The sequence below is a fragment of the Streptococcus fermentans genome (assembly GCF_040888305.1).
Classification (GTDB): Bacteria; Bacillota; Bacilli; order Lactobacillales; family Streptococcaceae; genus Streptococcus; species Streptococcus fermentans.
In genome coordinates this window covers 56,353-69,323 of record NZ_JBFNFG010000005.1, presented here as the reverse complement: position 1 = coordinate 69,323, position 12,971 = coordinate 56,353, and the positions used below count along the sequence as shown (strand labels likewise).

Here is a 12,971-nt window from a genome sequence, read left to right as displayed (position 1 = left end):
GCCTCTTTCAAACAAATTTTCATTTTCAGTATATAGCTTTTAGTCCAGAAAATATATACACAAATGTTAGTCATTTTTCTACAAAATTGTTATATTTTGAAGTCGCTTTCTAAAAGTCTCCTTTTTCTGTTATAATGTAGAAAACTACTGAAGGAATTACTATGAAACCTATACTTGAAACCATTGATACGCGTTTTGGAACAGCCAGTAAACATGCTTTTTCACGGGGGAATACATTACCTTATACCGGTGTGCCTTTTGGCATGAATTACTTTGTACCCCAGACTAGTGACCAGGAAGGATCATGGTTTTTTGACCCCCATCTTCCTATCTTTCAGGGTATCCGACTAACCCACCAGCCTAGCCCTTGGATTGGCGATTACTCCTGGCTCTTGCTGACACCAATTACAGGAGAAATCAGCGGCGATACTCTCTTTCATCGTCAATCTTCTTATAATCTTGAACGTGCTATTTTTAATCCTCATTTTCTAAAGATTTTTTCTGAGCGTTATCAGATTGAAACGCAGCTAAGTCCTACTTGCTATGGAGCTTCTATTCATCTAAGACAGATACAAGGAAAAGCCCTCTCCCTCTATCTTCACGCAGCAGATGAACTGACAGTTGAACAAGTCGATAACCGAACTATGACCTTGAGACAAGAAGGTGAAACCGAAACCAATAAAAGCCCTCTCGTCATGTATACTGCTCTCGCATCCTCTAAGGATATTCTATCTATCAAGCAAGAGGGACAGGACTTGCGTATTGATTTCGCTGGAGCAGAAGATCAGGTTCAACTAGCAACTTCCTTTATTTCCAAAGAACAGGCCCTCTTTAATCTTCCTAAACAGGATTTTGAAGAAACAAAACAAGACGCCAAGACAAATTGGGAAAATCTTCTAGGTCGCTTTGATGTCGTGGAAACTGGTCCAGTAGACCGAACATTTTTTGACCACTGCCTCTACAGGCTTTTCCTCTTCCCGCAAACATTTTATGAGGTAAATGAGCAGGGTGAAAGCATCCATATGGACCTCGCTTCAGGAACAGTTAAACCAGGTCTTCTCTTTACCAACAATGGTTTCTGGGATACCTTCCGCACTTCTTTCCCACTCTTTGCCTTGATTATTCCGGAATACTATCGCCAATTTCTTGAGGGCTTCCTCAATAGCTATCGTGATACTGGATATCTGCCTAAGTGGCTTGCCCCTGACGAAAGAGGAATGATGCCTGGCACCTTGATTGATGGTCTGATTGCAGATAGTGCTTGTAAAGATATGGCGCCTGAACTTGAGGAGGAATTTCTCAAAGCTATGCTTGAAACTGCGACTAAGGCTGATCTAAAAGCTATCAACGGACGCCATGGTATGGCCCAATACCAAGAGCTAGGCTATCTATCTACAGATTTCCATGAAAGTGTCAGTCATACACTGGACTATGCCTATAGTGATTTTTGTATCTCTACTTGCGCAGCAAAATTGGGTCATGAAGAGCTAGCCCAAACCTATTCCCAATATGCTAAGAATTATCAAAACCTCTTTGATCCTGAGACAGGATATATGAGGGCGCGTGATGTAGATGGCAACTTCCGCCCTGACTTTTCTCCTTATAGTTGGGGCCGTGATTATGCTGAGTGTTCAGCCATCCAAGCCAGTCTCGGTGTCTTACACGATATTTCTGGACTTAGTCAACTAATGGGTGGAAAAGAAGTCTTTAGCAACTATCTCTTAAAATCTTGTCAAAGTTTACCGCTCTTTGAAACGACGGGTTATGGATATGAAATTCACGAGATGAGCGAAATGGCAACTGCACCTTTTGGTCAACTAGCCATTTCAAACCAACCAAGTTTCCATATCCCTTATCTCTTCCGCTATAGCAATTATCCTCAATACACCAGTCTCTTAATCAAGACTCTCCGTCAAAAAGCCTTTCGAGCTGGCTGGAATGCTTATCCAGGAGATGAGGATAACGGTAGTCTATCTGCCTGGTATGTCTGGTCTGCCCTTGGACTTTACCCGACCTGCCCAGGAAAAGCAAGATATGACCTTGGGATTCCACTCTTTGACCACCTTCGTGTCTATCTGGCAGATAAAAATCAGTGGCTTGATATTCGTACACAACAAAATCATGAACACTTCCACTTTGTAAAAAACTGTCAACTGGATGAGAAAGAAGTTCAGAGTATCCGTCACCAGGATTTGCTAGATGCTCAAACTCTCAACTTTACCCTCAGCTGGTTACCAAATCACTAATCGATCAAATCCCCTTGTCATGTACAAGGGGATTTTCTGATTTATAGTAAATCTTCCACAAAGTTATCCACAGATTGTGCATAACTTTCAATCAACTTTCAAATCAATTTCATGTACTTCCAAACGATTTCTCTCAACCATTTTTTTGACATTCTAAAGTAAAACACCCTCAATAGACTGTTCTATCAGTCTTTATAACCGACTAGCTTAGTACCCAACTCACACATTCTATCTCTTTTTTCTAAACTAACATTTGGAAAACAATTTTTTATTTCACAAAGTTATCCACAGATTGTGTATAACTTTTACTCAAGTACAAACTCCATCTGATAAATCCTCCTACATTTTTTATAGGAAATTTCGAATTATGTTAGGCGCTTTCAAAAAAACATGATATACTGATACTAATAGAAAAGGAGACATTATGAAAAAAGATCAACACCAACTTAATTGGCTGATGGTTTCTCTGATTGCCTTCAACATGGTTTGGGGGCTAGGAAACGTCGTCAACAACTATTCTCAACAGGGGATTTCAGTAGTCGTATCTTGGGTTTTAATCCTCGCACTCTACTTTATCCCATATTCACTCATCGTCGGACAACTAGGTTCTACCTTTAAGGAAAGCGGAAGCGGTGTTAGTGACTGGGTTGAAAAAACATCAACCAAACGTCTCGCCTACTTTGCCGCTTGGACCTACTGGGTTGTGCATATCCCTTATCTTGCACAAAAACCTCAAGGAATCCTGATTCCGCTTGGATGGGCCTTACAAGGTAACGGACAGTTTCTAAAACAGATTGACATCCACTGGATTGTTATTCTCTGTTTACTAATCTTTGGACTTTTCCTCTACCTTTCTACAAAAGGATTGACAACACTGAAAGTCATTGGTAGCTTGGCAGGAAGTGCCATGTTGATTATGTCTTTACTCTTTGTGCTTTTGGCTGTCGGTCTGCCTTTCATCAAGCCAGATATTCAGTTTGCGACACCACACATGGATCAGCTGAGCACCTACATTCCAAACTTTGATTTTTCTTATTTTACAACCATCTCACTACTGGTCTTTGCAGTTGGTGGTTGTGAAAAAATTTCCCCTTATGTGAATCAAACTCGCAATCCTGCAAAAGAATTTCCAAAAGGCATGATTGTCATGGCAATCATGGTAGGACTCTCTGCTATCCTTGGTTCAGTTGCAATGGGAATGCTATTTGATGGTAATAACATCCCTGAAGACCTCATGCGTAATGGTGCTTATCAAGCCTTCCAAATGTTAGGAAATTCTTGGGGAGTTGGAAATCTTTTCGTTGTGATTTACGCTCTTACAAATATGGTCGGACAAATCGCGGCACTTGCCTTCTCTATTGACGCACCATTACAAATCCTACTCAATAACGCTGACGAAAACTACATCCCAAGCTGGCTTCGTAAACGTACTGAAAAAGGTGTCCTCATTAACGGTTACCTCCTTACAGGTGTCCTCGTTAGCCTTATCATCATCCTTCCAATTTTTGGTATTCAGGAAATTGACGGACTTGTAAAATGGATGACCAACCTCAATTCTATCGTAATGCCAATGCGTTATCTCTGGGTATTCCTTGCCTACATGATGCTTAATCGCGCTTGGAAAACATACAAAAATGCCGAATACAAGTTTGTGAATAATCCTAAAATTGGCTTTGTTATCGGTACTTGGTGCTTCCTCTTCACTGCCTTTGCTTGTATCCTAGGTATGGTTCCAAAAATCAGCTATACTGAGAATCCAACTGCTTGGCAATTCTCTCTGCTTACAAATATCTTGACACCAATTATTCTGATTGGTCTGGGAGTTATTCTACCAGTACTTGCCAAAAAAGAACAAAAGAAACAAATCAAATAAATCCTACTATTAGCTAGATAGTTTCACTTTTGTCTTTCCCTGAAAGAAAAATCCCTTTGAACAGTAGCGTTCAAGGGGATTTCTTTTTGTCTAATAGTCTATTTTTTATTTGGCTTCATACCAAGTCACGCCTTCATTTTCATCAGCAATCAGGGGCACACTTAGTTGAATAGCTTCTTCCATGGTTTGCTTGACGAGTTTTTTGATGGCAGCTAATTCAGATTTAGGAACTTCAAGAACGATTTCATCGTGTACTTGTAGCAGCATCTTGGTTTTATAACCACCCTCTACCAAGGCTTTATCTAGCTGAATCATAGCGATTTTGAGAATATCTGCAGCTGATCCTTGGATAGGTGAGTTGATAGCTGTACGTTCCGCAAAACCACGAATGTTAAAGTTACGTGAATTGATATCTGGCAACTCACGGCGACGTTTGAAGAGAGTCTCTACATAACCTTTATCACGCGCCTCACGCACCACTTCATCCATGTAGTTTTTAATACCTGGGAAACGTTCAAAGTAGGTATCAATGTAAGCCTTAGCCTCTTTACGGCTGATGCCCAGATTATTCGATAAACCAAAGTCTGAAATTCCGTAGACCACTCCAAAGTTCACAGCCTTAGCATTGCGACGGTCGTTTGGAGTCACATCCTCAGGACATTCAATTCCAAAGACCCGCATGGCTGTTGAGGTATGGATGTCAGCTCCCTCTTGGAAGGCCTTAATCAAGTGCTCATCTTTAGAAATATGGGCCAAAACTCGTAGCTCAATCTGTGAATAGTCCGAGCTGAGAAGGACACTGTCCTCCCATTCTGGCACGAAAGCCTTACGAATGAGGCGCCCTTGTTCCAAACGAACAGGGATATTTTGCAAGTTTGGATCCACACTAGACAGACGACCTGTCTGAGTCAAATCTTGCACATAGCGCGTGTGAATCTTGCCATCAGCTAAAATCCAGTCCTGTAAGCCAATCACATAAGTGGATTGAATCTTAGCAATCTGACGGTAGTCGAGAATTTTCTTGACGATTGGGGCAATCGGAGCTAGACGCTCCAAGACATCTACTGCTGTCGAGTAACCTGTCTTGGTTTTCTTGGTATATTCTAGAGGGAGACCTAGTTTTTCAAAAAGAAGGACGCCCAATTGCTTAGGTGAATTGATATTAAACTCTTCACCAGCCAGCTCATAAATCTCTTGCGTCAGCTTTTCAATGACAAGCTCATTTTCAGCTTGCATCTCAAGAAGTGTTTCTTTTTTGACCTTAATCCCAGCGATTTCCATCTTAGCAAGGACAAAGGCTAGAGGTTGCTCCATGTCATAAAGGAGGTCCAATTGTCCGTTTTCGCTTAATTTTTCAAGTAAGACAGGCTCCGTCTCAACTAATACAGCAACCTTACGAGCCAAGTGTTCCAAGAGTTTCTCTCGCTCTGGGATAGCTTTTTTGACACCTTTACCGTAGAAGGTTTCATCATCGACTAGGTAAGTTTGACCATAGAGACTAGCAATAGTTGAAATTTCATTATTCTCGACAGTAGAGAGAAGGTATTTGGCCAAACGACTGTCAAAAGCAGGAGCCTGCAAGTCCAAACCAAAGCGATTTAAGAGGACTTTTGCTTTCTTAAAGTCGTATACTTTCAGAGGTGTTTTTTCTAGAAAATCCTTAAGAATCGGCTCCTGCAGAAGTTCCAGCTTATCTGTAGCATAGAGTTTGTCTCCGCAAGACCAGGCAAAGCCAATCAAGTCATCTGTATGGTAGTTTTCTCCAAAGAGTTCAAAGTGGAAGATGGAGTCCGCACTTAGCATATCTTGACTGAATTTGTCAACCATAGTAAAGTCCAAACTCTCAGCCACATCAGCTGATGATACATTTAAAGCCTGCTTGAGTTGTTTAAAGCCCATCTCATCGTAGAATTTCCCAAGATTTTCCACATCTGGACCGCTATAAACCAAATCATCCAGTCCAATCTCAATCGGCGCTTTCGTATCAATGGTCGCTAGTGTTTTTGACAGGAAGGCTTGTTCCTTGTCATTTATGAGATTTTCCTTCATCTTGGAAGCCTTCATGCCATCGATATTTTCATAAATACCTTCCAGCGATCCATGTTCAAGCAAAAGCTTGATCCCAGTCTTTTCACCAATCTTGGTCACCCCAGGGATATTATCAGACTTATCCCCCATAAGGGCCTTAAGATCAATAAACTGAGCTGGGGTAATCCCCATCTTTTCCATGAGATAATCCGGTGTAAATGCCTCAAACTCAGCTACACCTTTCTTGGAAATCTCAACCACCGTATGCTCATCCGTCAACTGAATTAAATCCTTGTCTCCACTGACGATAGTTACATCAAAAGATTCCTTTTCAGCCAAGCGACCCAGGGTACCAATGATATCATCTGCTTCATACTGGGCCAACTCATAATGGCGAATCCCCAGATGGTCTAGCAACTCACGGATAAAAGGAAATTGCTCCCGAAACTCATCCGGAGTCTTGGCACGACCACCCTTATAATCTGCATACATCTCTGTACGGAAAGTCGTCTTCCCCGCATCAAAAGCAACCAAGATATGACTCGGTTGAATACGCTCCAACAGATGATTTAGCATCAGGTGAAAACCGTAGATTGCATTGGTATGAAGTCCATTGTCATTTTTAAAACGATCCAGTTGCTGATAAAGCGCAAAGAATGCTCTGAAAGCAACTGAAGAACCGTCAATTAGTAATAATTTTTTCTTGTCCATACACCCATTATAAAGGAAAGCAGGGAAAAATACCATTAGGAAGAGCCCAAATGCTGAATAACACTTATGAGGCTGATTTTTCTACTCGAACTCCATCAGCATTAACTTGAAATCCATCGATAGTCGTATTTACTGCCAATTCTCCAGATGCATTTACATAATAATGTTTTCCTGAAACCTGGAACCACTGACTGGTTTTCATAGCTCCAGAACTTTCCAGATAATACCAAATGCCCTTATCCTTTAACCAACCTGTCTGCATTTCACCAGATGACTTCAGATAATACCAATTCGAACCATCTTTTAACCAGCCTGTCGTCATTCTACCATCAGCTTGCAAATGATACCAGTTCCCATTTATCTTCTTCCAACCGACTGCTTTTTGACCATTGTCATAGTAGTACCAACTTGTTCCCTCTTTTTCCCAACCATTTTTAGAACTACTTGTTTTAGTTAAGGGGATATAACGTCTGTTTCCACTTCGTGAAATATAACTAATCCATTTATATCCTTCTTTTTCAAAGGTTTGATCATAATGAACACTCATTCCAGCTTCGTAGTAATCAATGACAGTAGCTGTCAGTGTCGGCTGATCCATAATAGCTGATTTTTCTGTGAAGTGATGAGTATCACTGAATGCTAGTAGAGACTGATGATGCCCTACACTAGCATTCCCAACATCTTTAAAGTGAATAAAACCAGTCATAGAACTCGCCTTTACAATTCTACGATGATATGTTTCTGTATAATCATAATTGTACTCCTCGATTTCAATCATGTCTCCAATCACATTAGATACCCAGGCTACGTGACCGTACTGCCCTCTTGTACTCCAAGCAATCGCACCAATTGCTGGTTGCTGGTCCACCCGATAGCCTTCTTTTTGGGCTTGATAACCCCATTGATTAGCGTTCCCATAAGCAGCCGGTAGTTCAAAACCATTGACACTACTTAAACGAAAAGCAGCAAAAGAGGTGCATTGTCCCGAGTACATACGCCACTTATCAATTTTTTGACTTCCATTTTTATAATAATAGGGATAATCATCTCCTCGTGCCAGTGATCCATTGTTTGCCTGGTTGGCATGAACAGTTCCTCCACCAAACAAAAAAGCTCCTGCTAGTAATAGTGAAGCTGATCCTACAGCTGTCTTTCTGAGAAAAGTTCCCTTTTTATGTCCTGCTTTAGTAAATGTCATTCATTCTCCTTCAAATAATTAGATTTTTGAGGTTGACCTCATCTATATCATTCGAAAGAAAAAGAAAAAAGTGAGAAACTTCCCACTTTCATGATTATCCTTAATCTAAATAATGAATTAAGTTCTTTTCTGTTAAAATATCTGAATAGGTGAAAGATTCAACATAGACATTAGCCTGTTTGTCTCCTTCAACATTTCCAAACTCAACGATGAAGAGCGATGGATAAACCTCAATCAGTTTTCCTAAACGATTTTTTTGGCGTTTACGACCATTTTCTAAGGTCATTTCTACCACTTGTCCCTCATGCGCCTTAATTTCTTCTTTGATTTTTTTCATTTTAGCCACATCTGTAAATGCGTCTGTCATCTTGGTTCCTCCATCTTCGAAATACTTGAAAATTTATTATATTCTTTTTGGAAAATCAATTCTACCGTTCCGCGAGCACCGCTACGGTTTTTCTCGATAATCACTTCTACTTTATTATTTGGAATGCCTTCCTCTTCTTCACCACCACGCTCATAATAGTCATCACGATAGAGAAAAGCTACGATATCAGCATCTTGCTCGATAGACCCAGATTCACGAATATCAGACAAAACTGGTCTCTTATCTTGACGTTGCTCTACACCACGAGAAAGCTGACTAAGAGCTATAACTGGAACTTTGAGTTCTTTTGCTAAGATTTTCAACTGACGGGAAATCTCAGATACTTCTTGTTGACGATTTTCTCGACCAGTTCCAGTGATAAGCTGAAGATAGTCAATCAAAATCAAGCCTAGATTACCTGTTTCCTGAGCCAGTTTACGAGAACGAGATCGAATTTCTGTGATCCGAATCCCAGGTGTATCATCAATATAGATACTTGCATTAGCCAGATTACCCTGAGCAATCGTATACTTACGCCATTCTTCCTCGGTCAATTGACCCGTACGGATAGAATGTGACTCTACCAAGCCTTCCGCAGCCAACATACGATCGACCAAACTTTCAGCACCCATTTCCAGAGAGAAAATAGCAACTGTCTTATCGAGTTTGGTTCCGATATTTTGCGCAATATTCAAAGCAAAGGCTGTCTTACCAACCGCAGGACGAGCTGCCAAAATAATCAATTCTTCCTCATGCAGACCTGTCGTCATGTGATCTAAATCTCGATAACCCGTCGCAATACCCGTGATATCTGAAGTCTGTTGCGAACGAGCTTCTAAATTCCCAAAGTTGATATTCAATACATCGCGAATATTTTTAAAACCATTTCGATTGGCATTCTCACTGACGTCAATCAAACCTTTTTCTGCACGAGCAATAATTTCGTCAGCAGGTTGAGAAGCTTCATAGGCTAGGTTTACAGACTCTGTCAACTTAGCGATTAGGCGTCGAAGCATAGCCTTTTCTGCTACAATTTTAGCATAGTATTCCGCATTGGCAGAGGTCGGAACTGAATTGACAATCTCAACCAGATAAGACAAGCCTCCGATAGTTTGTAAATCACCCTGGCTATCTAGTATAGTCCGAACTGTGGTTGCGTCAATAGCATCTCCACGATCAGACAAATCAACCATAGCTTGAAAAATCAAACGGTGAGCATACTTAAAGAAGTCCTGTGAATCGATATATTCTCGGACAAAAACGAGTTTAGTCTCATCAATAAAAATGGCTCCCAACACAGATTGTTCTGCCAGAATATCTTGAGGCTGAACACGCAGTTCTTCAACTTCTGCCATCAGACTTTCCTTCCTTTTACAATATTGTCAACCAATCGTAAATTAAGCTTCCTTGACACGAAGATTGATTACACTTGTCACATCTTGATAAATCTTTACCGGAACATCAATCAAACCAACTGCTCGGATTGGTGATTGAACTTGAATGTGGCGTTTATCAATTTTAATACCAAATTGTTTTTGCAATTCTTCTGCAATTTTCTTGTTGGTAATAGATCCAAATGTACGTCCATCTGGACCAACTTTTTCAACAAACTCAACGATGGTTTCCTCTGCTTCCAGTTTCGCTTTAATTTCCTTAGCTTCTGCAAGCATCTCTGCATGTGCTTTTTCTTCTGATTTTTGCTTACCACGCAACTCACCAATGGCTTGAGCTGTAGCTTCCTTAGCAAGGTTTTTCTTAATTAAAAAGTTTTGTGCATATCCAGTTGGCACTTCTTTAATTTCACCTTTTTTTCCTTTACCTTTAACATCTGCTAAAAAGATTACTTTCATTCTTCTGACTCCTTTTCTTTTGTTTCATTAAAAATAACTGTTTTCAGTTTATCTCCTGCTTCTTGCAGGCTCATATCTGTCAAACGTGCCGCAGCTAAGTTAAAGTGACCACCGCCACCTAACTCTTCCATAATTCGTTGGACATTGATCTTACTTCTGCTTCGCGCAGAAATGGAGATTGCTCCTTGACTATTCTTAGCAAGTACAAAGCTGGCCTCTATACCAGACATAGCAAGCATAGCGTCAGCAGCCTTACTAATAACAACCGTATCGTACTCTTTATCCTCCAAAGCTTGAGCAACCAGGATTGATGGCTGCACCATTTGCCCTTGTAAAATTAACTCATTTACTAATCGATATTCTTCAAAATCAGTGGCCGAAATTTCCTGAATGACAATGCTATCACTCCCTCTCGTTCTGAGATAACTTGCAACATCAAAAGTTCGACTAGTTACCCGAGAGGTGAAATTTTTAGTATCCAACATCATTCCCCCCATAAGAACACTAGCCTGAATGCGACTCAAACGTTTCTTCTTAGAGTTTTGAAATTGAATCAACTCAGTTACAAGTTCACTAGCACTGCTTGCTCCACTTTCAATATAGGTAATAACCGCATTATCTGGAAAATCTTGATCACGACGATGATGGTCAATGACAATCGTCTGGGTAAACAAGTCATAAAACTCTTTGGATAAGGTTAAAGCTGTCTTAGAATGGTCAACCATCACCAGTAAGGAGCGTTTGGTAACCATTGTCATAGCCTGGCCTAAAGGAAGAAGTTTTGAAACACCCTCCTCTTCCAAATAGTTAACCGCTCGAGCAATATCTGGAGACATCTGTGTAGGTTCATAAATCACATAACTCTCTTCCAGTACATTACTCGAAAACAACTGCATTCCAACCGCTGATCCAAGAGCATCCATATCCAGATTCTTATGACCAACCACAAAAACTCGATCGACACTTTTAAGTTTATCTGAAATAGCTGTCATCATGGCACGAGTTCGTGTCCGAGTACGTTTAACAGATGCAGCTGAACCTCCTCCAAAGTAGATTGGATTTTTAGTTTCATCATTCTCTTTTACGACAACTTGGTCACCACCACGAACTTCAGCTAAGTTGAGATTAAGAAGAGCCACCTTCCCAATCTGATCATGATTCCCATCACCATAGGAAACTCCCATACTCATCGTTAGTGGTAAACTCCGTTGCTTGGCTTCTTCACGAAAGGTATCAATCACAGAAAACTTATCCTGCATCAAGTGACCAAGTACAGTGTAGTCAGTAAATAGATAAAACCGATCCATACTCACTCTACGAGAAAACATGGCATGTTTCCCAGCAAATTCTGAAACAAAATTTGCAACAAAACTATTGATATGACTAATGTCTGATTCAGACGTTTCATTTTCCAAATCATCATAGTTATCAACTGAGATAATCCCGATTACCGGTCTACTTGTCACAAGCTCAACAGTCGCCTCATACTCACCAGAAACATCAAAAAAGTATAAGACACCTGAATTTCTATCTAAATGCACTGCATAACGTTTCTCCCCAACAATGGCATAAGACCCTGGAGTAGAAATCGAACTCTTTAAAATCTTTTGAAATTGAGGAAAATCAATTTCTCCATCCTCAGTTGTCAAAATTAATTCCGCATAGGGATTGAACCATTCAATCTCACTGCTGTGCATATTTAATTTAACAACCCCGACAGGCATTTGCTCCAACAGAGCACTCAAACTATCCGTAGCCTGATGATTGACATACTGGATTTGCTCGATATCTGTTTTTTTGTAATATTTTTTCTGGAAATTAAATAGCAGAACATAGAATACAATAAATAAAAATAGACTTGCTATAGTGATAAGATTATCCTTTACTAACACAATCAAAATGGTCATAATCGTAAAGGTTACCATAGCAATCAGATACATAAAAAAGGGATTTATTTCATTTTTTTTCATTACAAACCTCTTGCGCATTATTATACCATAAATGTAGCCAAAATGCGACTTTTAAAGAGGAAACACTATTTTCAAATAATAGTAAAACATCCAAACTAAAAAGTGGTTTACACTAGTGTAAACCACTTTCAAAGACTAATTTTTTTGATTATTTAACTTCTAGAAGACCAATATCTCCATCTTCACGACGATAAATAACGTTTGTTGTTTCATCTTCAACATCTACATAGATAAAGAAGTCATGTCCCAATAAATCCATCTGTAAGATAGCTTCTTCCAAATCCATTGGTTTCAAATCAATTTGTTTTGAACGAACAACTTTTGGTTGTGCTACATCTAAGTCCTCAACTAAAGCATCTGTAAAGAGTTGACTTGTAGATACTTTATTTCTGTTCTTACGTTCAATTTTAGTTTTGTTTTTACGAATCTGACGCTCAATCTTATCTGTCACCAAATCAATAGAACCGTACATATCTTGAGAAATATCTTCTGCACGAAGAGTAATAGATCCAAGCGGAATGGTTACTTCTACTTTAGCAGTCTTTTCACGATAAACTTTCAAGTTAACACGCGCATCCAATTCTTGGTCTGCTTGGAAGTATTTTTCGATCTTTTCGAGTTTAGAAACTACATAATCACGAATTGCTTCTGTTACTTCTAGGTTTTCACCACGGATACTATATTTAATCATATAAGTACCTTCTTTCTAAACATATTTGTTTTTCTAA

General features: G+C 39.8%; 9 protein-coding genes. 2 read left to right on the top strand and 7 right to left on the bottom strand.

Features of this window, described 5'->3' with window-relative positions:
* Nucleotides 1-161 precede the first annotated feature (161 nt).
* Together AB2B50_RS05965 and AB2B50_RS05960 are read left to right on the top strand one after the other, a co-directional pair.
* A complete protein-coding gene (locus AB2B50_RS05965) occupies nt 162-2,246 on the top strand; it encodes a GH92 family glycosyl hydrolase (RefSeq protein ID WP_320692725.1) in 2,085 nt (694 codons plus the stop codon).
* A 424-nt stretch (nt 2,247-2,670) separates the two neighbouring features.
* On the top strand, nt 2,671-4,119 hold the full coding sequence (locus AB2B50_RS05960; RefSeq protein ID WP_320692724.1) for an APC family permease: 1,449 nt from the start codon (nt 2,671-2,673) through the stop codon (nt 4,117-4,119).
* Nucleotides 4,120-4,224: 105 nt separating this feature from the next.
* Here the strand turns inward: AB2B50_RS05960 and polA are convergent, their stop codons facing one another.
* The 7 genes from polA to hpf form a co-directional block, all read right to left on the bottom strand.
* Nucleotides 4,225-6,858, bottom strand: a complete 2,634-nt coding sequence (gene polA, locus AB2B50_RS05955; protein ID WP_320692723.1) for a DNA polymerase I — start codon at nt 6,856-6,858, stop codon at nt 4,225-4,227.
* A gap of 64 nt (nt 6,859-6,922) precedes the next feature.
* A complete protein-coding gene (locus AB2B50_RS05950; protein ID WP_320692722.1) occupies nt 6,923-8,056 on the bottom strand; it encodes a CHAP domain-containing protein in 1,134 nt (377 codons plus the stop codon).
* A gap of 100 nt (nt 8,057-8,156) precedes the next feature.
* Nucleotides 8,157-8,423, bottom strand: coding sequence for a Veg family protein (locus AB2B50_RS05945; RefSeq protein ID WP_000128621.1), 267 nt, complete (start codon nt 8,421-8,423; stop codon nt 8,157-8,159).
* The gene (gene dnaB / locus AB2B50_RS05940; RefSeq protein ID WP_000852500.1) at nt 8,420-9,778 is read right to left on the bottom strand and encodes a replicative DNA helicase; all 1,359 of its coding nucleotides are present in this window, start codon (nt 9,776-9,778) and stop codon (nt 8,420-8,422) included. Before dnaB ends, AB2B50_RS05945 begins: the two co-directional genes overlap by 4 nt.
* A 42-nt stretch (nt 9,779-9,820) precedes the next feature.
* Nucleotides 9,821-10,273 carry a 50S ribosomal protein L9 gene (gene rplI / locus AB2B50_RS05935; protein ID WP_000864204.1) on the bottom strand — a complete coding sequence of 151 codons (453 nt, stop codon included), beginning with the start codon at nt 10,271-10,273 and terminating at the stop codon, nt 9,821-9,823.
* Nucleotides 10,270-12,243 (bottom strand): DHH family phosphoesterase, encoded by a 1,974-nt coding sequence (locus tag AB2B50_RS05930; RefSeq protein WP_320692721.1) that lies wholly within the window; start codon nt 12,241-12,243, stop codon nt 10,270-10,272. The genes rplI and AB2B50_RS05930 overlap by 4 nt, the downstream gene beginning before the upstream one ends.
* A gap of 148 nt (nt 12,244-12,391) precedes the next feature.
* Nucleotides 12,392-12,934: a ribosome hibernation-promoting factor, HPF/YfiA family gene (gene hpf / locus AB2B50_RS05925; RefSeq protein WP_045762429.1), complete on the bottom strand. Its 543-nt coding sequence runs from the start codon at nt 12,932-12,934 to the stop codon at nt 12,392-12,394.
* Between the last annotated feature and the right edge of the window lie 37 nt (nt 12,935-12,971).